General features: G+C 58.4%; 23 protein-coding genes, 1 tRNA gene and 1 rRNA gene. 6 read left to right on the top strand and 19 right to left on the bottom strand.

All coding sequences use genetic code 11. From position 1 onward, the window contains the following. The 12 genes from rlmN to trmJ all read right to left on the bottom strand — a co-directional run bounded on the left by rlmN (position 1) and on the right by trmJ (position 9,094). Positions 1–1,143: a 23S rRNA (adenine(2503)-C(2))-methyltransferase RlmN gene (gene rlmN, locus KGB28_RS18720; protein ID WP_223446973.1), complete on the bottom strand. Its 1,143-nt coding sequence runs from the start codon at positions 1,141–1,143 to the stop codon at positions 1–3. A gap of 28 nt (positions 1,144–1,171) precedes the next feature. Continuing rightward, positions 1,172–1,597, bottom strand: coding sequence for a nucleoside-diphosphate kinase (gene ndk / locus KGB28_RS18715; RefSeq protein WP_007903599.1), 426 nt, complete (start codon positions 1,595–1,597; stop codon positions 1,172–1,174). An 88-nt stretch (positions 1,598–1,685) separates the two neighbouring features. Then, positions 1,686–1,886, bottom strand: a complete 201-nt coding sequence (gene iscX, locus KGB28_RS18710; protein WP_150726786.1) for a Fe-S cluster assembly protein IscX — start codon at positions 1,884–1,886, stop codon at positions 1,686–1,688. Positions 1,887–1,900: 14 nt separating this feature from the next. Further along, complete coding sequence (fdx, locus tag KGB28_RS18705) at positions 1,901–2,242, bottom strand: ISC system 2Fe-2S type ferredoxin (protein WP_007982752.1); 342 nt, start codon at positions 2,240–2,242, stop codon at positions 1,901–1,903. Positions 2,243–2,244: 2 nt separating this feature from the next. After that, entirely contained in the window at positions 2,245–4,107 is a 1,863-nt protein-coding gene (hscA, locus tag KGB28_RS18700) for a Fe-S protein assembly chaperone HscA (protein WP_223446970.1), read from the bottom strand. 51 nt (positions 4,108–4,158) lie between these two features. Beyond that, positions 4,159–4,680 (bottom strand): co-chaperone HscB, encoded by a 522-nt coding sequence (gene hscB / locus KGB28_RS18695; protein WP_223446968.1) that lies wholly within the window; start codon positions 4,678–4,680, stop codon positions 4,159–4,161. A gap of 8 nt (positions 4,681–4,688) precedes the next feature. Further along, positions 4,689–5,012, bottom strand: coding sequence for an iron-sulfur cluster assembly protein IscA (iscA, locus tag KGB28_RS18690; protein ID WP_003227904.1), 324 nt, complete (start codon positions 5,010–5,012; stop codon positions 4,689–4,691). Between the two features lie 34 nt (positions 5,013–5,046). After that, complete coding sequence (gene iscU, locus KGB28_RS18685) at positions 5,047–5,433, bottom strand: Fe-S cluster assembly scaffold IscU (RefSeq protein WP_007974006.1); 387 nt, start codon at positions 5,431–5,433, stop codon at positions 5,047–5,049. Between the two features lie 101 nt (positions 5,434–5,534). Continuing rightward, entirely contained in the window at positions 5,535–6,749 is a 1,215-nt protein-coding gene (locus tag KGB28_RS18680; protein ID WP_150754510.1) for an IscS subfamily cysteine desulfurase, read from the bottom strand. A 50-nt stretch (positions 6,750–6,799) separates the two neighbouring features. Further along, positions 6,800–7,291, bottom strand: coding sequence for a Fe-S cluster assembly transcriptional regulator IscR (gene iscR, locus KGB28_RS18675; RefSeq protein ID WP_003227911.1), 492 nt, complete (start codon positions 7,289–7,291; stop codon positions 6,800–6,802). 253 nt (positions 7,292–7,544) lie between these two features. Continuing rightward, the gene (gene cysE / locus KGB28_RS18670) at positions 7,545–8,321 is read right to left on the bottom strand and encodes a serine O-acetyltransferase (protein ID WP_095945783.1); all 777 of its coding nucleotides are present in this window, start codon (positions 8,319–8,321) and stop codon (positions 7,545–7,547) included. Positions 8,322–8,323: 2 nt separating this feature from the next. Then, the gene (trmJ, locus tag KGB28_RS18665; protein ID WP_223446966.1) at positions 8,324–9,094 is read right to left on the bottom strand and encodes a tRNA (cytosine(32)/uridine(32)-2'-O)-methyltransferase TrmJ; all 771 of its coding nucleotides are present in this window, start codon (positions 9,092–9,094) and stop codon (positions 8,324–8,326) included. Positions 9,095–9,240: 146 nt separating this feature from the next. Between trmJ and suhB the strand changes: the two genes are divergently transcribed. Further along, positions 9,241–10,059, top strand: a complete 819-nt coding sequence (suhB, locus tag KGB28_RS18660) for an inositol-phosphate phosphatase (protein WP_008053258.1) — start codon at positions 9,241–9,243, stop codon at positions 10,057–10,059. Positions 10,060–10,320: 261 nt separating this feature from the next. Here suhB and KGB28_RS18655 read toward each other — a convergent pair whose 3' ends face one another. The 6 genes from KGB28_RS18655 to queA form a co-directional block, all read right to left on the bottom strand. Then, a complete protein-coding gene (locus tag KGB28_RS18655) occupies positions 10,321–10,869 on the bottom strand; it encodes a glycine zipper 2TM domain-containing protein (RefSeq protein ID WP_150728289.1) in 549 nt (182 codons plus the stop codon). A gap of 120 nt (positions 10,870–10,989) precedes the next feature. Continuing rightward, entirely contained in the window at positions 10,990–11,904 is a 915-nt protein-coding gene (gene secF / locus KGB28_RS18650; RefSeq protein ID WP_150728288.1) for a protein translocase subunit SecF, read from the bottom strand. 9 nt (positions 11,905–11,913) lie between these two features. After that, positions 11,914–13,782: a protein translocase subunit SecD gene (gene secD / locus KGB28_RS18645; RefSeq protein WP_150728287.1), complete on the bottom strand. Its 1,869-nt coding sequence runs from the start codon at positions 13,780–13,782 to the stop codon at positions 11,914–11,916. 64 nt (positions 13,783–13,846) lie between these two features. Beyond that, positions 13,847–14,182 (bottom strand): preprotein translocase subunit YajC, encoded by a 336-nt coding sequence (gene yajC / locus KGB28_RS18640; RefSeq protein ID WP_007982729.1) that lies wholly within the window; start codon positions 14,180–14,182, stop codon positions 13,847–13,849. A gap of 43 nt (positions 14,183–14,225) precedes the next feature. Next, a complete protein-coding gene (tgt, locus tag KGB28_RS18635; protein ID WP_160387208.1) occupies positions 14,226–15,341 on the bottom strand; it encodes a tRNA guanosine(34) transglycosylase Tgt in 1,116 nt (371 codons plus the stop codon). A 14-nt stretch (positions 15,342–15,355) separates the two neighbouring features. Then, positions 15,356–16,420 carry a tRNA preQ1(34) S-adenosylmethionine ribosyltransferase-isomerase QueA gene (gene queA / locus KGB28_RS18630; RefSeq protein ID WP_095151936.1) on the bottom strand — a complete coding sequence of 355 codons (1,065 nt, stop codon included), beginning with the start codon at positions 16,418–16,420 and terminating at the stop codon, positions 15,356–15,358. A gap of 108 nt (positions 16,421–16,528) precedes the next feature. Here queA and KGB28_RS18625 point away from each other — a divergent pair. The 5 genes from KGB28_RS18625 to KGB28_RS18605 all read left to right on the top strand — a co-directional run bounded on the left by KGB28_RS18625 (position 16,529) and on the right by KGB28_RS18605 (position 22,824). Further along, a tRNA-Leu gene (locus KGB28_RS18625) sits at positions 16,529–16,613 on the top strand. 163 nt (positions 16,614–16,776) lie between these two features. Continuing rightward, entirely contained in the window at positions 16,777–18,096 is a 1,320-nt protein-coding gene (locus KGB28_RS18620) for a tyrosine-type recombinase/integrase (protein ID WP_057398557.1), read from the top strand. A gap of 906 nt (positions 18,097–19,002) precedes the next feature. Beyond that, positions 19,003–19,983 (top strand): integrase domain-containing protein, encoded by a 981-nt coding sequence (locus tag KGB28_RS18615; protein WP_223446964.1) that lies wholly within the window; start codon positions 19,003–19,005, stop codon positions 19,981–19,983. Then, entirely contained in the window at positions 19,980–20,255 is a 276-nt protein-coding gene (locus KGB28_RS18610; protein WP_169909505.1) for a hypothetical protein, read from the top strand. Before KGB28_RS18615 ends, KGB28_RS18610 begins: the two co-directional genes overlap by 4 nt. A 196-nt stretch (positions 20,256–20,451) precedes the next feature. Next, positions 20,452–22,824: a TOTE conflict system archaeo-eukaryotic primase domain-containing protein gene (locus KGB28_RS18605; protein ID WP_223446962.1), complete on the top strand. Its 2,373-nt coding sequence runs from the start codon at positions 20,452–20,454 to the stop codon at positions 22,822–22,824. Positions 22,825–22,923: 99 nt separating this feature from the next. Here the strand turns inward: KGB28_RS18605 and rrf are convergent. Next, a 5S ribosomal RNA gene (gene rrf, locus KGB28_RS18600) occupies positions 22,924–23,039 on the bottom strand. Between the last annotated feature and the right edge of the window lie 9 nt (positions 23,040–23,048).

Below are 23,048 nucleotides of genomic sequence, written 5' to 3'. Positions count from 1 at the left end.
TTATTTCGCGGCGTCTTGCGCTACATCGCTGTCGGCGTTGAGTTCACGCACGGCGATATAACGCTCGCTGCGACGGGTGCGATCCAGCACCTGCCCTACCAATTGACCACATGCGGCGTCGATGTCTTCACCACGGGTGGTGCGGACGGTGACATTGAAACCTGCATGGTGAAGCTGATCCTGAAAACGACGAATCGCATTATTGCTCGGACGCTCGTAACCGGAATGCGGGAACGGGTTGAACGGAATCAGGTTGATCTTGCACGGGATGTTCTTCAGCAGCTCGATCATTTCCACCGCGTGCTCGACCTTGTCATTGATGTCTTTGAGCAAGGTGTACTCAATGGTCAGCACGCGCTTTTCGCCGAGATTCGACATGTAGCGCTGGCACGACTCGAGCAGCATCTTAAGCGGATACTTCTTGTTGATCGGCACCAATTGGTTACGCAATGCGTCATTTGGTGCGTGCAGGGACAACGCCAGGGAGACGTCGATGTGCTTGGACAGCTCATCGATCATCGGCACCACGCCGGAGGTCGACAGGGTCACACGGCGCTTGGAAATGCCGTAGCCCAGGTCGTCCATCATCAAATGCATGGCCGCGACGACGTTGTCGAAGTTCAGCAGCGGCTCACCCATACCCATCATCACCACGTTGGTGATGGCACGGTCGACGGTTGCCGGGACGCTGCCAAAGGATTTGTTGGCAATCCACACCTGGCCGATGACTTCGGCGGCGGTGAGGTTGCTATTGAAGCCTTGCTTGCCGGTGGAGCAGAAACTGCAATCCAGGGCACAGCCTGCCTGGGACGAAACGCACAAGGTGCCGCGCTTGCCCTGGGGAATGTACACGGTCTCGACGCAGCTGCCGGACGCCACGCGCACCACCCACTTGCGGGTGCCGTCGCTGGAGATGTCCTCGCTGACCACTTCCGGACCACGGACCTCAGCAACAACCTTGAGCTTTTCGCGCAAGGCCTTGCTGACGTTCGTCATGGCATCGAAATCATCGACACCAAAGTGGTGAATCCATTTCATTACCTGACCGGCACGGAAACGCTTCTCCCCGATTGAGTCGAAGAATTTTTCCATTTCCAGCTGAGTCAGACCCAGCAGGTTAATTTTTACAGTCGATGTAGTCATGGATTCACCTTCACTCTTAAGCCAATGCTTAGCGAGTGGTTACTTCAGTAGCTGCGAAGAAGTACGAGATTTCGCGAGCGGCAGCGGCTTCGGAGTCCGAACCGTGTACAGCGTTGGCGTCGATGGAGTCAGCGAAGTCAGCACGGATGGTGCCGGCAGCAGCTTCTTTAGGGTTGGTAGCGCCCATCAGCTCACGGTTCAGAGCGATAGCGTTTTCGCCTTCCAGAACCTGAACGACAACCGGACCGGAGATCATGAAAGCAACCAGGTCGTTGAAGAAACCACGAGCGCTGTGCTCAGCGTAGAAGCCTTCAGCTTCGGCTTTGGACAGTTGCTTCAGCTTCGAAGCTACAACGCGCAGGCCAGCTTTTTCGAAACGAGTGGTGATCTCGCCGATAACGTTTTTTGCAACAGCGTCAGGCTTGATGATGGAGAAAGTACGTTGAACAGCCATGGTGTAACTCCAGAAACGGTAATTTACGAAAAATTAAACCCGCGAATTATACGCGGGTTCTCGGGTATTGCCTAACCTGCGGCGTGGCTCAGTGGCGTTCTTCGATCCAGTTGGCCTGAATGGCCTCCAGGATCTTTTCGCCACAATGCTCAGGCATGTCGTCGAAATCGGGCAGTTCCATCACCCATTTACGCAGATCGACGAAGTTGACCGACATAGGGTCCACGTCGGGCTTGCTTTCAGCCAGCTGGATCGCGATCTCCAGCACATCAGTCCACTTGAGTTTCATGACAATTCCTTGAATCAGTGCGCTGCTTCGGCTGCGTGGTTGAGCGAGTACTTCGGAATTTCGACGGTCAGGTCTTCGGTACCGACCTTGGCCTGACAACCCAGGCGCGACTGAGCTTCCAGCCCCCATGCCTTGTCAAGATAGTCCTCTTCCAGCTCGTCAGCCTCTTCCAGCGAGTCGAAACCCTCGCGGATGATGCAGTGGCAGGTGGTGCAGGCGCAGACGCCGCCACAGGCACTTTCCATCTCGATATGGTGCTCATGGGCCAGCTCGAGGATGGACGTACCGGTCTCAGCCTCTACAACCATGCCTTCGGGGCAGAACTTCTCGTGTGGCAGAAAAATGACCTGCGGCATCGTTATTCCTCAATCTCATTCAGGTTGCGCCCCGCCAGCGCGGCTTTCACCGTCGAGTCCAGGCGGCGGGCAGCAAAGGCGTCGGTCACTTGCGACAGACGCTTGGTCTGCTGCTCGATGGCGTAACCATCGGTACCTTTCATCAGTTCGGTCAGTTCCTGCACCTGCATGTCGATGGCCATGCGCTCATCTGCGTCGAGCAAGCGCTCGCCATCCGCCTCCAGGGCAGCCTGCACCGCTTCGATCAGGCGCTGGGCGTCGACCTGCTGCTCGCGCAGTACACGAGCAACCTTGTCGTCATTGGCGTGCTGAAACGAGTCCTTGAGCATCCTGGCGATTTCGCCGTCGGTCAGGCCGTAGGACGGCTTGACCTGGATGCTGGCCTCAACGCCCGAACCCAGTTCACGGGCGGAAACGCTGAGCAGACCGTCGGCATCGACCTGGAAGGTCACGCGGATCTTCGCCGCGCCAGCCACCATCGCCGGAATGCCGCGCAATTCGAAGCGCGCCAGGGAGCGGCAGTCGCTGATCAGCTCGCGCTCGCCCTGCAATACGTGGATGGCCATGGCCGACTGGCCGTCTTTATAAGTAGTGAAGTCCTGGGCGCGGGCGACGGGGATGGTGGTGTTGCGCGGAATCACCTTCTCCATCAGGCCGCCCATGGTTTCCAGCCCCAGGGACAGCGGAATCACGTCCAGCAGCAACAGTTCGCCACCGTCTCGCTTGTTACCAGCCAGGGTATCGGCCTGGATCGCAGCACCGATGGCTACCACTTGATCCGGGTCGATTTCAGTCAACGGCTGGCGAGCGAAGGCTTCGGCGACGGCGTCACGAACGCGAGGCACACGAGTCGAACCACCAACCATGACCACGGCATGCACGTCTTCCAGTTCGATAGCGGAATCACGCACTGCGCGGCGGCAGGCTTTCAGGCTGCGAGCGACCATCGGCTCGATCAGCACATTGAAGGCTTCGCGGGTCAGCTCGGCTTTCCAGTCACCATGGACGACTTCAACAGCCGCAGCATTGGTCAGGGCTTCCTTGGCCGCACAGGCGATTTGCAGCAAGTTGCGTTGCGCACCCGGATCGAGGTTGGCGGACAGGCCAGCGCTCTCGATGATCCAGCCAGCGATCGCGTGGTCGAAGTCATCACCACCCAGGGCGCTGTCGCCGCCGGTGGCCAAAACTTCGAAGACACCGCCGGTCAGGCGCAGAATCGAAATATCGAAGGTGCCGCCGCCCAGGTCGTAGATCGCGACCAGGCCTTCGGCGTGCTGGTCCAGACCGTAAGCCACAGCGGCGGCGGTCGGCTCGTTGAGCAAGCGCAGCACGTTCAGACCAGCCAGCTTGGCCGCGTCCTTGGTGGCTTGACGCTGAGCGTCGTCGAAATAGGCCGGAACGGTGATCACCGCGCCCACCAATTCACCACCCAGGGTCGCTTCGGCGCGCTGGCGCAGAACCTTGAGGATGTCGGCAGAGACTTCGACCGGGCTTTTAGGGCCCTGGATCGTGTCGATGAACGGCATGTGCGACTCGCCATCGACAAAGCGGTACGGCAGTTGCTCGCCCAATTGCTTGACGTCGGACAGACCACGACCCATCAAGCGCTTGACCGACAGCACGGTGTTCAACGGGTCGGTGGCGGCGGCCAGCTTGGCGGATTCGCCAACCTCGACGCGATCGGCGTGGTAGCGCACGGCAGACGGCAGGATGACCCGCCCTTCTGCGTCGGCAAGTGGCTCGGAAAGACCACTGCGCAATGCAGCGACCAGCGAATTGGTAGTGCCCAAGTCGATCCCCACAGCCAGACGACGCTGGTGCGGTTGAGGACTTTGGCCGGGTTCGGCGATCTGCAGTAGGGCCATCGTTATCAGGACTTATCTGTATATCAGGCGTGCGACCGGAGCGGCACTGGGTTAATCGTCGAGGCGCTCTTCTAACTGGCGCACTTCGTAGGTGAGCTTGTCGAGGAACTGCATGCGCCGCATCAGGCGTTCGGCCCGTTCACGTTGCGCGGCATCGTTCCAGCAAGCTGCGAAGCTTTGGTTCAGTTCATCCTGGGCAGCCTTCAGGCGACGCTTGAAGACGGCAACGCCATTGAGATCGGCGCTGTCCTGCAGGTCTTCGAGCTCTTCGCGCAACTCCATCTGCTGCAGCAGAAACTCCGGATCATGCACCGTGACCTCCAGCGGCAGCTCGCCACCATTCAAGGCGAGCAGGTAACGCGCGCGCTTGGGTGGGTTCTTGAGCGTCTGGTAGGCCTCGTTGAGGCTCGCGGATTGCTCTAGCGCCAGCCGCTGCTCTCGCTCGGAAGCGTCGGCAAAGCGGTCCGGATGAACACTGCGCGCCAACTCACGGTAGCGCGTAGCCAGCTGATCGAGGTCCAGATCGAAACTCGGTTGCAGCTCAAATAAAGCGAAATGACAAGGAGTACCCACGACAAGCCTCAGATGTTGAAGCTTTCGCCGCAGCCACATTCACCGCGTACGTTGGGGTTGTTGAACTTGAAGCCTTCGTTCAACCCTTCCTTGACGAAATCGAGCTCGGTGCCGTCCAGGTAGGCCAGACTCTTCGGGTCGATGATCACTTTTTCGCCGTGACTTTCGAACACCTGGTCCTCTGCAACCACCTCGTCGACAAACTCCAGCACGTAGGCAAGGCCGGAACAGCCTGTGGTGCGAACACCCAGACGAATCCCTTCACCTTTGCCGCGCCCGTCGAGGGAGCGCCGCACGTGTCGAGCAGCCGCTTCTGTCATGCTGATAGCCATCGGTGACTCCTTACTCGTCGCCAAAACTCGAAAATCAGATCAAGCCTTTCTTCTGCTTGTAATCGCGAACAGCCGCCTTGATGGCGTCTTCAGCGAGTACCGAGCAGTGGATTTTCACTGGCGGCAGGGCCAGTTCTTCAGCCAGCTGGGTGTTCTTGATGGTTTCCGCTTCGTCCAGGGTCTTGCCCTTCATCCACTCGGTGGCGAGGGAGCTGGAAGCGATAGCCGAACCGCAGCCGTAGGTCTTGAACTTGGCATCTTCGATGATGCCGGCGTCGTTGACCTTGATCTGCAGGCGCATCACGTCGCCGCACGCCGGAGCGCCGACCATGCCGGTGCCGACATCAGGGTCTTCCGCGTCCATCTTGCCGACGTTGCGCGGGTTTTCGTAGTGGTCGATGACCTTTTCGCTGTAAGCCATGATTCTCAATCCTCACTCATCAGGGCCGCTCTTGAGACCCTGTAGTTACGCTGCGTTTACCGCCGCGCTGCTACAGGACCTGTATCCGGCGGCTTCTTTGTTTAGTGTGCCGCCCACTCGATTTTCGAGATATCGACGCCGTCTTTGTACATGTCCCACAGCGGCGACAGAGCGCGCAGCTTGGTAACGGCCTCGCAGACTTTCTGCGCGGCGTAGTCGATTTCTTCTTCGGTGGTGAAACGGCCGAAGGTGAAGCGGATCGAGCTGTGTGCCAGTTCGTCGTTGCGGCCCAGGGCGCGCAGTACGTACGAAGGCTCAAGGGACGCCGAGGTGCAGGCCGAACCGGACGAAACCGCCAGATCCTTGAGCGCCATGATCAGCGACTCGCCTTCAACGTAGTTGAAGCTCAGGTTCAGGTTGTGCGGAACGCGGGCGGTCATGCTGCCGTTGACGTACAGCTCTTCCAGGTGTTCGACCTGCTTGTAGAAACGGTTGCTCAATGCCTTGATGCGCGCGTTTTCGGCAGCCATGTCTTCCTTGGCTACGCGGAAAGCTTCACCCATGCCGACGATCTGGTGGGTCGCCAGGGTACCGGAACGCATGCCGCGTTCGTGGCCGCCACCGTGCATGGTCGCCTCGATACGTACGCGCGGCTTGCGGCTTACGTACAGGGCGCCGATGCCTTTAGGACCGTAGGTCTTGTGGGCGGAGAACGACATCATGTCGACTTTCAGCTTCGAAAGGTCGATCTCGACCTTGCCGGTGGACTGAGCGGCGTCGACGTGGAACAGGATGCCCTTGGAACGGAGCAGTTCGCCGATCGCTGCGATGTCGTTGATGGTGCCGATTTCGTTGTTCACGTGCATGACCGAAACCAGGATGGTGTCGTCGCGCAGTTCGGCTTCGATCATCTCAGGGGTCACCAGGCCATCGGTACGAGGCTCGATGTAGGTCACTTCGAAACCTTCACGCTCCAGTTGGCGCATGGTGTCCAGGACAGCCTTGTGCTCGATCTTGGTGGTGATCAGGTGCTTGCCTTTGGTGGCATAGAAATGCGCCGCACCCTTGATTGCCAGGTTGTCGGATTCGGTGGCACCGGAGGTCCAGACGATTTCACGCGGGTCGGCGTTGACCAGGTCAGCGACCTGACGACGGGCGTTTTCGACGGACTCTTCGGCTTTCCAGCCGAACACGTGGGAACGGGACGCCGGGTTACCGAAGTTTCCGTCGACCAGCAGGCATTCACTCATTTTTTGCGCAACACGCGGATCAACCGGGGTGGTCGCAGAGTAATCAAGGTAAATCGGCAATTTCATGGACTATCTCCTAAATCAGGCTGGCTGGCGTGCCGCTAGCTCTTCGGCTGTCATTCGACGGCGGACGCTTCAATCTTGTCCAGGCGTGGCGCCTTGCTGTTGCAACGGCGTTGGTCTTGGCGCTGGGCTACTTCTTGCACCTCACGGCGAGTCACAAGATCAGCCAAGCTGATACCGCTCAGAAATTCGTGAATCTGCAAGCTCAGATCGCACCACAAGTGGTGAGTCAGGCAAGTGTCGCCGGAATGGCAATCACCCTGCCCTTGGCATTTGGTTGCATCGACCGATTCGTTCACCGCATCGATCACCTGGGCGACCTGGATGCCCTGCATGTCGCGGGACAATTGGTAGCCACCGCCCGGACCGCGCACGCTGGACACCAGATTGCTGCGGCGCAATTTGGCGAAAAGCTGTTCGAGGTACGACAGGGAGATGCCTTGGCGCTCGGAGATATCGGCCAGGGACACGGGCCCGTGCTGCGCGTGCAATGCCAGATCGAGCATGGCGGTCACGGCGTATCGGCCTTTTGTAGTCAGTCGCATGGACAATTACCACGGAGTTCGGAATGAGGCGAGTATGCAATTCCCGAGTATTTAAGTCAACTATTAGACCTAGTACTTTAGTCAGGATTACCCGCAAAAGAGCGGCAGCATCATAGCAAAGCCTGGCTGTGGACAGCCAGCAATACCGAGTTAGCGTTCTTCGCGAGCAAGCCCGCTCCCACAGGGGAATGCATTTCAAATGTGGGAGTGGCGGCGCGACGATTCGACTTGCTCGCGAAGGGAGCGACTCGGTCTAGCTGGCCTGACTCTGATCCTTGTCCTTCACACAGGCAAAGTCTTCTTCACGCAGCTCAGGCAGATCTTTCGCACAGTAATTGCTGCCCAGATCCTTCAACGCCCCGCACATCCCCTCCAGACGCCCATCGACTGCCTGCAGGTGATCGAGCAACTGACCAATGGCGCGCGCCACCGGGTCGGGCATGTCTTCAGTCACGCCGTAGGCATCGAAGCCGATTTTCTCGGCCATGGCCTTGCGCTTGGCGTCCTGTTCTTCGTCGGGCTTGACGATGATCCGCCCCGGAATACCCACAACAGTGGCACCCGGCGGCACTTCCTTGGTCACGACAGCATTGGAACCCACTTTGGCCCCGGCACCGACAGTGAACGGACCAAGCACCTTCGCGCCCGCCCCGACCACGACGCCATCACCCAAGGTCGGGTGACGCTTGCCCTTGTTCCAGCTGGTGCCGCCCAGGGTCACGCCCTGATAAATTGTCACGTCATCGCCGATCTCGGCGGTTTCACCGATGACGATGCCCATGCCATGGTCAATAAAGAAACGTCGACCGACCTTGGCACCCGGATGGATCTCGATCCCGGTCAACCAGCGACCGAAGTTCGACACCAACCGCGCCAGCCATTTCAGGTCCGCGCGCCACAGCATCGCCGACAAACGGTGAATCCAGATGGCATGCATGCCGGGGTAGCAGGTCAGGACTTCAAAAGCGTTACGCGCCGCCGGGTCTCGGTGGAATACGCTCTGGATATCTTCACGCAAACGCTCGAACATCATTAATCCTTCCGCTTAAGGAGCTCACCACGGGCCGCTTTTTGGGTTTCCGTGAGGATGCCACGCAAAATATTCATTTCCGCCCGGCTGACCGAGCTGCGTCCGTACAACCGGCGCAGGCGCGCCATCAAGTGCCGTGGCTTTTCCGGATCGAGGAATTCGATGGCCACCAGGGTCTGCTCCAGGTGCTCATAGAATCGCTCCAGCTCGTCCATGGTCGCAAGCTCAGCGCTTTTGACCGAAGCCACTTCTTCCTTCTCGACCTTGCTCGGCTGACCGTGGGCCGCCAGCCAGGACATGCGCACTTCATAACCCAACACCTGCACCGCCGCCCCAAGGTTCAGCGAACTGAACTCAGGGTCTGATGGGATGTGCACGTGATAATGACATCGCTGCAGCTCTTCGTTGGTCAGGCCGGAATCTTCACGACCGAACACCAGGGCGATTTCCGCACCCTGCCCGGCTTCCTCGACCACCTTCGTTCCGCATTCGCGGGGATCGAGCAGCGGCCAGGGAATGCGTCGGTCGCGGGCGCTGGTACCGAGCACCAGGTTGCAGCCGACCAGGGCATCTTCCAAGGTGGCGACGACTTGCGCGTTTTCAAGGATGTCACCGGCACCGGAGGCACGGGCATCGGCCTCGTGATGCGGGAACACACGAGGCTCGACCAGCACCAGCCGCGACAGCCCCATGTTCTTCATGGCACGCGCAGCCCCGCCGATATTGCCCGGATGGCTGGTATTGACCAGGACGACACGAATGTTTTGCAGCAAGGGAGGCGCTCTCGAACACAATAATCGGGAGCAGAATCTTACAGCTCATCCTACCGTTAAGCCATGAAAGCGAACGTCGTCCTTCTCCTGTAGAAACTTTCTGATAGAATGCCCGGCTTTCTTTAACAACCTTAGGTGACACATCCATGCAGCCCATGCTGAATATCGCGCTGCGCGCCGCCCGCAGCGCCAGTGAATTGATCTTCCGCTCCATCGAGCGCCTGGATACCATCAAGGTCGACGAAAAAGACGCCAAGGATTACGTATCCGAGGTGGATCGCGCCGCCGAACAGAAAATCATCGACGCCCTGCGCAAGGCCTACCCGAACCACTCGATCCTGGGTGAAGAGACCGGCATGCACGCCGGCACCGGCATCGAAGGCGAAGAGTACCTGTGGATCATCGATCCACTGGACGGCACCACCAACTTCCTGCGCGGCATTCCTCATTTCGCTGTCAGCATCGCCTGCAAATACCGCGGTCGCCTGGAACACGCTGTTGTCCTGGACCCGGTTCGCCAGGAAGAATTCACCGCCAGCCGTGGTCGCGGCGCTCAACTGAACGGTCGTCGCCTGCGCGTCAGCGGCCGCACCAGCCTGGACGGCGCCCTGCTGGGTACCGGCTTCCCGTTCCGTGACGACCAGATGGACAACCTCGACAACTACCTGGGCATGTTCCGCGCCCTGGTTGGCCAGACCGCCGGCATCCGCCGCGCCGGCTCCGCCAGCCTGGACCTGGCCTACGTGGCCGCCGGCCGTTTCGACGCCTTCTGGGAGTCGGGCCTGTCCGAGTGGGACATGGCTGCGGGCGCCCTGCTGATCCAGGAAGCCGGCGGTTTGGTGAGCGACTTCACCGGCGGTCACGACTTCCTTGAAAAAGGCCACGTCGTTGCCGGCAACACCAAGTGCTTCAAGGCAGTATTGACGGCGATCCAGCCGCACCTGCCGGCCTCGCTGAAGCGCTAAGCTTCCAGCGACAGAGAAAGCACCCTTCGGGGTGCTTTTTTTATGCCTGGAATTCATCCTCGATAACACCACGACCCCACTGTAGGAGCGAGCTCGCTCGCGATGGTCGTCAACGATAACGCGGGCATTCTGGATGAACGCGGTGCCTTTGGGTTCTTCGCGAGCAGGCTCGCTCCTACAGGGGATTGCGGTGGTGCATAAATCGCGAGCACAAAAAAAGCACCCCGCAGGGTGCTTCTTTTTTAATCCGGCCTCAGCAAATCACTGAGCTGCCTGATTCTCCGACAAGATCAACTTGCCTTCCTTATCCACCGGAATCTGGTTGCCTGGATCACGATCCATGCGCACTTTGCCTTCCTTGCCGTCCAGCGAATACCGCACGTCGTAACCTACAACCTTGTCACTGATGTCGTTAACCGTGTTACAGCGGGTCTGGGTCGTGGTGTAGGTGTCACGCTCTTGCATGCCTTCCTGCACCTTGTTGCCGGCGTAACCACCACCAACAGCACCTGCGACCGTGGCGATCTTCTTACCGGTGCCGCCACCGATCTGGTTACCCAGCAAACCACCTGCCAATGCACCGACCACCGTACCGGCGATCTGATGTTGATCTTTCACCGGCGCCTGCCGGGTGACCGCTACATCCTTGCATACTTCACGTGGAGTCTTGATTTGTGTCTTGACCGGCTCAACGGCGAGTACTTGTGCGTACTCCGGGCCGCTTTTAACCAGGCTGTAGGTGGCCACAGCACCCCCGGCAGTTACACCGACAGCACCCAGTACAGCACCAACCAGCATCGACTTGTTCACATGAACCTCCTGGACCATCACATGCGGAACGTGTCCGCGCTTCTCCCTGCCTTGGAGCACAAAAAAAGGCGCGAGTTCAACTCGCGCCTTTTTGGACTACATCACTGAAGGACTTTTCCTTCAAGGACGGTCGTCGACTTCCTTCTCGGTATTGGCCGGAGGAATGAGGTCTTCCGTGCTCAGGTTCAGCCAGATCAGCACCACGTTCGCGATGTAGATCGACGAGTAAGTACCCGCCAGAACACCGATGAACAGGGCGATGGAGAAGCCGAACAGGTTGTCGCCACCGAAGAACAACAGGGCCGCGATCGCCAGCAAGGTGGAGATCGAAGTCGCCATGGTCCGCAGCAGGGTTTGCGTGGTCGAGATATTGATGTTCTCGATCAGGCTGGCCTTGCGCAGTACACGGAAGTTCTCGCGAACCCGGTCGAATACCACGATGGTGTCGTTGAGCGAGTAACCGATGATCGCCAGTACCGCCGCCAGCACCGTCAGGTCGAAGGTGATCTGGAAGAACGACAGGATACCGATGGTCACGATCACGTCGTGGATCAGGGAAACGATCGCACCGACCGCAAACTTCCACTGAAAGCGGAAAGCCAGGTAGATCAGGATCCCGCCCAGCGCCATCAGCATGCCGAGGCCGCCCTGGTCGCGCAGCTCTTCACCCACCTGCGGGCCGACGAACTCGACACGCTTGACCGTCGCCGGGTTATCGCCGCCGACCTTCTGCAAGGCTTCGGCTACCTGGTGACCCAGTTGCGGGTCTTCGCCAGGCATGCGCACCAGCAGGTCGGTGGTTGCACCGAAGTTCTGCACGACCGCATCGTTATAACCGGCGCTCACCAGCTGCTCACGCACCTTGGAGACGTCGGCCGGACGCTCGTAGGTCAGCTCGATGAGCGTACCGCCGGTGAAGTCCAGGCCCCAGTTCATGCCCTTATGGAAGACACTGAATATTGCCAGTGCGGTAAGGAACAATGTGACGCCGAACGCGAAGTTGCGAACGCCCATGAAGTTGATTGTACGTAACATGGCAGCCCCTTAAATCCACAACTTCTTGAAGTCACGACCGCCGAAGATCAGGTTGACCATCGCGCGGGTCACCATGATGGCCGTGAACATCGAGGTAAAGATCCCGAGGGACATGGTCACTGCGAAACCCTTGACCGGGCCGGTGCCCATGGCAAAGAGAATCCCGCCGACCAGCAAGGTGGTCAGGTTGGCGTCGAGAATCGCGGTGAATGCCCGGCCGAAGCCTTCGTTGATTGCACGCTGCACGGTCATGCCGGCGGCGATCTCTTCACGGATCCGCGAGAAGATCAACACGTTGGCGTCGACCGCCATACCCATGGTCAACACGATACCGGCGATACCCGGCAGGGTCAGCGTTGCACCCAGCAGTGACATCAAGGCCAGCAGCATCACCATGTTCACCGTCAGCGCGACGGTGGCGATGAGGCCGAAGAAGCGGTAGATGGCCATGATGAACAGCGAGACGAACAGCATGCCCCACAGCGATGCATCGATACCCTTGGTGATGTTGTCGGCACCCAGGCTCGGGCCAATGGTGCGTTCTTCAGCGAAGTACATCGGCGCCGCCAGACCACCGGCACGCAGCAGCAGCGCCAGTTCGGACGATTCGCCCTGGCCGTTCAGGCCGGTAATGCGGAACTGCGCACCCAGCGGCGACTGAATGGTCGCCAGGCTGATGATCTTTTTCTCTTCCTTGAACGTCTGCACCGGCACGTCTTTCTCGACGCCGTTGACCACTTGCTTGACGTAAGTGGTAACCGGACGCTGCTCGATGAAGATCACCGCCATGCTGCGACCGACGTTCGAACGGGTCGCACGGTTCATCAGCTCGCCGCCGTGACCGTCCAGACGAATGTTCACTTCCGGAGTGCCCTGCTCACCGAAACCGGCTTTGGCGTCAGTCACCTGGTCACCGGTGATGATCAGGCCGCGCTCGATCAGTGCCGGAGGACGGTTGCCCTCACGGAACTCGAAGGATTCGGAAGTGGCTTTCGAAGCACCAGGCTCAGCGGCCAGACGGAACTCGAGGTTGGCCGTCTTGCCGAGGATACGCTTGGCTTCGGCGGTGTCCTGCACGCCCGGCAGCTCAACCACGATACGGTTGGCGCCCTGACGCTGGACGATTGGCTCGGCAACACCCAGCTCGTTGACGCGGTTACGTACCGTGGTCAAGTTCTGCTTGATGGAGTATTCGCGGATTTCCGCCAGCTTGGCCGGGGTCATCGCCAGACGCAGCACCGGTTGACCATTGAGGTCGGCCGGAACAATGTCGAAATCGTTGAAGTTCTTGCGGATGATCGAACGGGCCTGTTCGCGGGTCGCTTCATCAGAGAAGCCCAGCTGAATGGCACCATCGAGTTGCGGCAGGCTGCGATAGCGCAGCTTCTCTTTACGCAACAGACTCTTGACGTCGCCTTCGTAGACTTTCAGGCGTGCGTCGAGGGCTTTGTCCATGTCCACTTCCAGCAGGAAGTGCACACCACCGGACAAGTCCAGACCCAGCTTCATCGGGTGCGCAGCGAGGTTGCGCAGCCATTGCGGAGTGGTTTGCGCCAGGTTCAGTGCAACGACGTAGTCATCACCCAATGCCTTGCGCACGACGTCTTTGGCCGGCAGCTGGTCTTCAGCCTTGGTCAGGCGAATCAGACCGCCCTTGCCGCCCTCTGCCAGGGTGGCAGCCTTGACGTTGATCCCGGATTCCTTGAGCGCAGCGCTCACACGATCCAGATCAGCCTGATTGACTTGCAGCGCAGTGCTTGCACCGCTGACCTGAATGGCCGGGTCATCAGGATAAAGATTGGGAGCGGAATAAATCAGACCGATCGCCAGCACCGCCAGGATCAGAATGTATTTCCACAGAGGATATTTGTTCAGCATCACGCCGCCCGTTTATGACGCGGGGCGCCTTGCGCGCCCCGTCGATTGAAAATGAAGATGAAACTTAGATCGCTTTAAGCGTGCCTTTTGGCAGCGTGGCGGCGATGGCGCCTTTCTGGAACTTCATTTCGACGGTGTCGGAAACTTCCAGAACGACGAAATCGTCGGCCACTTTAGTGATCTTGCCGGCGATGCCGCCGGTGGTCACGACTTCGTCGCCTTTCTGCAGGCTGCTCAGCAGGTTTTTCTGCTCTTTGGCGCGCTTGGCCTGTGGACGCCAGATCATCAGGTAGAAGATGACCAGGAAACCGACCAGGAAAATCCACTCGAAACCGCCGCCCATTGGGCCGGCAGCAGGTGCAGCGGCGTCAGCCATGGCATTAGAGATAAAAAAGCTCATTTAGCACTCCAGTTGCAAATGTTGAATCTTGGGGTCAGTAAACTCAGTCCAAAGGCGGCACGGGAAGCCCGCGTTTGGCGTAGAAGGCATCGACAAAGGCGGCCAATGTACCCTGTTGAATAGCCTCGCGCAAACCAGCCATAAGCACTTGATAATGACGCAAGTTATGGATGGTATTGAGCATGCTTCCCAGCATTTCGCCGCACTTGTCCAGGTGATGCAGATAAGCGCGGGAGAAGTTCTGGCAGGTATAGCAATCGCAGGTCGGATCGAGCGGCGAATCATCATGGCGATGGAACGCGTTACGGATCTTCAGCACGCCGGTATCGATGAACAGATGCCCGTTGCGGGCATTACGGGTTGGCATCACGCAATCGAACATGTCCACACCGCGGCGCACACCCTCAACCAGATCTTCCGGTTTGCCAACGCCCATAAGGTAACGAGGTTTGTCAGCTGGCATCATGCCCGGCAGGTAATCCAGCACCTTGATCATTTCGTGCTTGGGCTCGCCCACCGACAGGCCGCCGATGGCCAGGCCGTCGAAGCCGATCTGATCGAGGCCTTCCAGGGAGCGCATGCGCAGGTCCTGGTGCATGCCGCCCTGCACGATACCGAACAGCGCCGCCGTGTTCTCGCCATGGGCTTCTTTCGAACGCTTGGCCCAACGCAGGGACAATTCCATGGAAATACGGGCGACGTCTTCGTCGGCCGGGTACGGCGTGCATTCGTCAAAAATCATCACGATGTCGGAGCCCAGGTCACGCTGGACCTGCATCGACTCTTCCGGCCCCATGAACACCTTGGCGCCGTCGACCGGAGAAGCGAAGGTCACGCCCTCCTCCTTGATCTTGCGCATGGCGCCCAGGCTGAACACCTGGAAACCGCCGGAGTCGGTCAGGATCGGGCCTTTCCACTGCATGAAATCGTGCAGGTCACCGTGCTTCTTGATCACTTCCGTGCCCGGGCGCAGCCACAGATGGAAGGTGTTGCCCAGAATGATTTCAGCGCCAGTCGCCTCGATATCCCGTGGCAGCATGCCCTTGACCGTGCCGTAGGTGCCCACCGGCATGAAGGCCGGGGTCTCGACGGTACCGCGCGGGAAGGTCAAACGACCGCGACGAGCCTTGCCATCAGTGGCCAGCAGCTCGAAAGACATACGACAGGTGCGACTCATACTGTTTCCTCTGGGCCCGATTCTTTAGGGGCAGTCGGCGCAGGATTACGCGTGATGAACATCGCATCACCGTAGCTGAAAAAGCGGTAACCGTTGTCCACGGCAGCCTTGTAGGCGGCCATGGTTTCGGGATAACCGGCGAACGCCGAAACCAGCATCAACAGCGTGGATTCGGGCAAATGGAAGTTGGTGACCAGGGCATCGACCACATGAAACGGCCGGCCCGGGAAGATGAAAATGTCGGTGTCGCCACTGAACGGCTTGAGCACGCCATCGCGGGCGGCGCTTTCCAGGGAACGCACACTGGTGGTCCCCACCGCCACCACACGACCACCGCGAGCGCGACAGGCAGCCACGGCATCGACCACGTCCTGGCCGACTTCCAGCCATTCGCTGTGCATGTGGTGGTCTTCAAGCTTCTCCACGCGCACCGGCTGGAACGTGCCAGCGCCAACGTGCAGGGTCACGAACGCAGTCTCGACGCCCTTGGCGGCAATCGCCTCCATCAGCACCTGATCGAAATGCAACCCCGCCGTCGGCGCCGCCACCGCGCCCAAACGCTCGGCGTAGACGGTCTGGTAACGCTCGCGGTCGGCGCCTTCATCCGGGCGGTCTATATAAGGAGGCAGCGGCATGTGCCCGACGCGGTCGAGCAGCGGCAACACCTCCTCGGCGAACCCCAGCTCGAACAACGCATCGTGCCGCGCCAGCATCTCGGCCTCGCCACCGCCATCGATGAGGATCTTCGACCCAGGCTTGGGCGACTTGCTGGACCGCACATGGGCCAGCACGCGATGACTGTCGAGCACCCGCTCCACCAGGATTTCCAGCTTGCCGCCGGAAGCCTTCTGGCCAAACAGCCGCGCCGGAATCACCCGGGTATTGTTGAACACCATCAAGTCGCCGGGGCGCAAATGCTCCAGCAAATCAGTGAATTGACGGTGTGCCAGGGCGCCGCTGACCCCATCCAGGGTCAACAGGCGACTATTGCGCCGCTCGGCCAGCGGATGGCGGGCGATCAGCGAATCAGGGAGCTCGAAGGTAAAGTCAGCAACGCGCATGATGGGGTGTCGTCTAGCAGGGCCGGGAAGTCTAGCGGAAATATCAAAAATTCTCCATGTACCTGATTGACCAGCGGTTATCTCATCTCTATACTTCGCCGCCATTGAGCCCTGATGGCGGAATTGGTAGACGCGGCGGATTCAAAATCCGTTTTCGAAAGGAGTGGGAGTTCGAGTCTCCCTCGGGGCACCATTTGCAGTACATAGACGACTACCAGCGTCTACGCAACACCACTAGAGCCCGCTAACTGCGGGCTTTTTGGTCTCTGGGGTTCCATCCCCGTCCCTTGCAAGCCAGCCTCTTTTTGGTACATTTTCTGTACAGATTCCAGTTCGAGAACCGGAGGTGTACAGCCATGCCCCTCACCGCCTTGCAAGTCAAAGCGTCCAAGCCTACCGACAAGCAATACACATTGGGTGATAGTTCGGGTCTTGCCCTTTTGGTTCAGCCGAACGGGCGCAAGTACTGGCATTTCCGCTATACGTACCTTGGTCGGCCGGCGCGGGTGTCGCTTGGTGTCTATCCGAGCATCTCCTTGCAGGAGGCTCGTGAACGGGCTGCTGAATGCCGGAAGCTGCTCAAGGACGACATCAACCCTGGCGCCAAGCGGCGGGATGACAAGCAGCAGCAACGGGAGGCTGGGCTCAACACCTTCAGGCGAGCAACGGAGTACTGGTATCAGTTCAAGGCCGACTCCGGCCGCAGCCATGCGACGCTAAAGAAGATTCGCGACTACCTCGACAAGGATCTGCTACCGGCACTCGGCGAGATGCAGCTGGAGCACATCACTCGCGCCGACTGCGCGAAGTTGCAGGCCAGCATCGAAAAGCGTGGGGCGTTCAATGTGGCAGACAAGGCTCGGACCTGGCTCAAGCAGATTTTCAGTCAGGCGATTGCACGGGGGTTGTGCGAACACAATCCGGCTTCAGAACTTCATGCCATCGCGTTGGTGCCGCCTCCCCCTGAGCACTATCCGCATTTGCGTGAAAGCGAGCTGCCGGAGTTTCTTCAGGCGCTGAGTAAGACCACCAGCCGGTTGCCGTCGAGGATTGCTTCGTGGATGGCAATACTGACGGCGAGCCGACCCGGCATGGTTCGGTATGCGACGTGGGATGAAATCGATTTTGAAGAAGGGACGTGGACCATACCAGCTGAACGCATGAAGATGCGCCGGGACTATGTCAGCCCCCTGCCCCATCAACTGATCGCGATGCTGATCAAGCTGCACCAATGCACTGGGCGCAGCCGCTACCTGTTTCCGGGTAGTGGTGAGAAACGGCCCGTCATCAGCGAGAACACGATCAATCTGGTGTTTGCCAAGATTGGCTACAAAGGGCGGATGGTGAGCCATGGCGTTCGCCACACCGCGAGCACGCTGCTGCGCGAACATGGGTGGCTGAAGGATCATGTTGAAAGCCAACTGGCGCATGTCGAGGGTGGCATTGCTGGGGAGTACAACCAAGCGCTGTACCTGACACAACGGCGGATCATGATGCAGTGGTATGCCGATTATCTCGATGCGCTCAGGGTTGGGATTACGGCGAGCCTGCGGGATCAGTTTGATACGCGGGTTAATCAGTTTCTGTCGCGCAAGTCTTCGGAGCTTCTCGGGGTCAACGCGGTCGATGGCGGCATCAGCGCCTTGGAAGATGAGCGTGGCGCATTCCAGCGCTAACACGCCAGTGAAATCTCCACAGCGTTGCCTTCCACGCGGGCCCTTCCAAGCAGGGCGGCAAAGCCGCCCTGCTTGGAAGGGCCTCACTTGAAAAACCTAAAAATCAGTGTAACCGTCTTCTAGAAACCACGGATTTCCATAGACGGCTTATGCCATTCGCAGCCGCAGAATTCTCGAAAAGTCGAGCCTTGACCCTGTCTATCGGCGAGCGTAGAAAAGATCGTGCAAGTGCTGTCGTTGACAGCAACCCAGGTAGCCAGAACCTTTAAGGCTACGCCACACCGTGGTGGTTCTCCCAAAGTGTGATTAGCGTCCGGCGGCTCGCACGGTCACAGCGATGTGATGGATGCCTACTTTTACCAGTGTGCCCACTGCGGCAACTCATCCCCTTTCATAGCTGCCCTGCAGCAACCAATCCGCTTGGCCACTCCCGTGCGCCAACCTGCGCCCGTCTCTTTCTCCCGGAAAGAGACGGGCGCTCCAACCGCTGCTGCAGCCCAACTCGTACAGGGCTTTGCGGCATTCCCCTTCGTGACAATTGGCGTGACAAACACCGAAGTCACCAGCAACAGCGATGCAGATGAAGGTGCCGCAGCCCAGGGAATGGACTGCACCTGACTGACAGTCAGGCATGCCCCGGTCATCGAATCACTGCCTTCACCCGACTCAGGATCTCGCGGCGCCGGTCTCGTCAGCCAGCGCAGCCTCCACCCGCCCACTTCCTCGGAAGTGTTCAGGAGGCCAGATCATGAGATGCCCAAGCTCCCGGTCGTAAGGAGTCGCCAGTCCCGCGTTAGTGGACAACCCTCACAGGTCGCAGGGGCCTTGATCCCTGATAACACTCAGCATTCATGGCGAGATGACGTGGGGAAGGTTTTAAGGTTTGGCTTCGAGAGGAGTTTGATCATGGCATTGGTCGGTAGACGGGACGGGCGGAACTTTGGCTATGGACGGCAACTGAGTTATGCCGGGCCACAGGCGCTACGTGATCTGTTTGGCGGCGGGCATTACGGGACGGTCAAAGCGTACAGTGATCGCTGGCAGGCGTTTGTGCGCTGGTGTCGGTCGGAGGATGGGCCAGGGTTTAACGATGCTCGGCAGATTGCTCGGCGGACTTTGCTCGAATACGCCAGATATCTGCGGCAGCAAGTTGAACAAGGTGAGCTCGCCATCGCCACCGCGCAAAACCGATTGTCCAGCGTGAACCGAACCATGGCCGCGCTTCGCGGTGATCTGAATGTGAAAGTACCGAGCCCGAGCAAGGCACTAGGAATGCAGCGCACCAGCGTTCGTTGCTCAGTGCCGCAAGGCCAAGATCGCGAACACGTGAAACGGATCGTCGACGTGCTTTGCGAACACCAGCAGCCGCGCGCCGCGGCCATCGTGCAGTTGGCGCGAGCCACTGGCATGCGCTTGCGCGAGGCCATTTTGGCCGACCTTCCCCGCCTAAAACGTGAAGCCGAACACTACGACAAAATCAACATCCAGGACGGCACCAAAGGTGGCCGCGGCGGCGCAACCGCGCCTCGTTGGATCACCGTGGATGACCATATTCGCGAAGCGCTCAGGTACGCCGAACAGGTCTCACCCGACGGTAGCCGCAACCTGCTGGCACCGAACGAGAGCTACCTCGATTTCCAACGGGAAATCGTCCGCCCCGCCCGAGATATCCTCCATACGCACGACCTCAAAGGCTTCCACGAACTGCGTGCGGCTTATGCGTGCGAACGCTATGAGCAGATCACCCATCACCTAGCACCCATTAACGGAGGCAGGTGCAGGCGCCTCGATCCACGCCTTGATCGAGAGGCACGCTTACAAATCAGCTATGAGCTGGGACATGGTCGAATCGACGTGGTATCGGCGTATATCGGTGGTCGGGTATGAATAAACCATTCGATATGGAGATCTTCTTGGCTGGGGTGCTGACTGGAGCACATGCCACACGCGAACGTCACATCCGCCAGGCCAAGACTATTCAAGCAGCCATTTCTGAACGCTGGAACCGAGATAATCCATGGACATGGCAAAGAAAACATCTCGTTTGGTTTTTGAACGACCACATGAACTCAAACTCGAAATCGACGCGCTACTACTACCTGCTGACTACAAACCTGATCACTCTGCGCCTAGGAAAATCCTGGAACTTTCCACGCTAGCCGAATGCCAGCAACTGCGCGCTCTGTATCCCTCACTGGCAGATTGAGCCCGCCAACGATTTGATTGGGACTAGGGCGGACCCCTTGAGCTCCTGAACCGAACCTCTGTTGTTTGATAACCTCTATGTTTTACTGATGGACTGAGGGTTGTAGCTCGAGGCTACAGGCTTCACCTGAGACGTAGAGGCTGAAGGCGGTGATAGACACTAGTCTGGTGGCGAAGCTAAGGGCTGAGAATGCAAGATTGGTTGCCTTGCTGGATGCTCATGGCATCGAATGGCGCCCGCCTGCTGAGCCAGTCAAAATAGCGATTGTCCAAGCAGAGCAATCACAGCAACTCGATACTGAAGGAAAGCTTGCCCTATTCCGAAGCTTGTTTCGTGGCAGGACGGACGTTTATCCCATCCGCTGGGAAAGCAAGGCAGGCAAATCAGGATACGCACCCGCTTGCGCAAACGAATGGAGGCCTGGCGTTTGTGAGAAGCCCCGAATTAAATGTGGCGACTGCGGTAACCGCCAGCTGCTTCCGCTGACCGATGAGGTGGTCTATCGCCATCTGGCGGGCGAAGTGGTCGCTGGTATCTACCCCCTACTCTCTGATGACACTTGTTATTTTTTGGCGGTCGACTTCGATGAGGCCGAATGGCGTGATGATTCCAAAGCTTTTGTGCAGTCATGCCATGAGCTGAACGTCCCGGTGGCGCTGGAAATATCGCGCTCAGGTCAAGGGGCTCATGGCTGGATTTTCTTTGAGCGTAATGTTCCTGCCTGCGATGCGCGCCGCCTCGGTGCCGCAATCATCAGTCATGCCTGTGAGCGCACCCGGCAGTTGGCGCTCAGCTCCTATGATCGACTGTTTCCAAACCAGGACTATATGCCCAAAGGCGGCTTTGGAAATCTCATCGCGCTCCCTTTACAAAAGCGCGCCAGGGCCCAAAACAATAGCGTTTTTGTAGACGACTCGCTTGAGCCTCATCCTGATCAATGGGCCTTCCTGGCATCGATTCAGCGCATGAGTCCAGAAGATATCCAGCCCGTTATTATCCAGGCGATGGGTAATCGGGACCCTCTAGGGGTCGCCTATGTCGATGACGAAGGTGATGCAGAACCCTGGAAAGATCGTGAATCGAGATCACGTAAATTGACATGCCCGTTGCCTGCTGCTGTCAACATCACGCTGGCTAACTTAATTTACTTTGAAAAGTCGGAATTGCCACAGCCATTGGCAAACCAGCTTGTCCGGCTCGCTGCCTTTCAAAATCCCGAGTTCTACAAAGCTCAGGCCATGCGCATGTCAGTATGGAACAAGCCAAGGATTATCGGCTGTGCCCAGAACTTCCCCAAACATATTGCGTTACCACGTGGCTGTTTGGATGCTGCGCTGGAGCTTTTAGAGGAAAACGGGGTTACCCCTATTCTTAAAGACGAACGCTTCGCGGGCGACCCCATCGACGTGAGCTTTCTCGGGACCCTGCGTTCTGACCAAGAGGCTGCTGTCAGCGCAATGCTAAGTCATGACACCGGTATCCTCTGCGCACCGACAGCTTTCGGTAAAACGGTGAGTGCTGCTGCGTTGATTGCCGCACGTGGCATTAACACGTTGGTGCTTGTGCATCGGACGGAGCTGTTAAGGCAGTGGCAAGAGCGCTTGCAGGCGTTCTTGGGAGTCGGGAATGGTGTCGTTGGTACTCTTGGGGGCGGAAAAGCGAAGCTTACAGGCATCATCGACATTGCCGTAATGCAGTCGTTATCGCGAAAAGGCGAGATCAGCGATCAGGTAAAAAACTACGGCCAGATCATCGTTGATGAGTGTCATCACCTATCAGCAGTGTCATTCGAGGCACTACTGAGGAGCGCGACCGCGCGGTACGTACTGGGACTCACAGCAACCCCAGTGCGCCGAGATGGGCAGCAGCCCATTATTTTCATGCAGTGCGGACCGATCCGACATTCTGCGCCTCGACCAGCGAGTGCGCCCCATGACCTATCTGTCGTGCCTCGATTGCTGCCCAAACCAATAGCGGTCCCCGACGGCTTTGGGATTCAGGACATTTTTCGGCGTCTAGCCGACGACTCTGAGCGGACAGCCAAAATCGTCTCGGAGATTGAGCTGGCGTACAACGAGGGTAGAAAAATTCTAGTGCTAACGGAGCGGACGGAACATGTGGATGCCCTTGAATTAGAATTGAAGCAGCGCGTGCATAACCTGTTCACGCTTCATGGGCGAGTGCCTAAGAAACAGCGCATTTCCCGTATGCATGAGCTTGAGTCCCTTCCCCCTGATGCTCCACGAGTGCTGTTGGCAACAGGAAAACTAGTAGGTGAAGGCTTCGATCATCCGCCGTTGGACACGCTGGTGCTGGCAATGCCCATCTCATGGAAGGGAATCCTTCAGCAATATGCGGGACGGTTGCATCGATCGCATGCCGATAAGGTCGACGTGCGAGTGATCGACTTCGTTGACGGGGGTAATGTCGCACTGCTGAGGATGTGGGATAAGCGCCAGGCGGGTTACAAAGCGATGGGCTACCGTATGGCTGATTCCATGGTCACCATGGACCTACTCTAACGTGGTTGACGGTCAACCTCCGTACCAGTCTCAGGATGCTTTTTTCGAGGACAAACAAAACCCCTATCTGTATGCGCAGATAGGGGTTTCGGAATTTAATCTTGACGATGACCTACTCTCACATGGGGAAACCCCACACTACCATCGGCGATGCATCGTTTCACTGCTGAGTTCGGGATGGGATCAGGTGGTTCCAACGCTCTATGGTCGTCAAGAAATTCGGG

Source organism: Pseudomonas sp. BF-R-19, assembly GCF_019956445.1.
GTDB classification, from domain to species: Bacteria; Pseudomonadota; Gammaproteobacteria; order Pseudomonadales; family Pseudomonadaceae; genus Aquipseudomonas; species Aquipseudomonas fluorescens_BH.
Note: the sequence above shows the minus strand (reverse complement) of the source record. Positions and strands in the feature narration are given on the sequence as shown.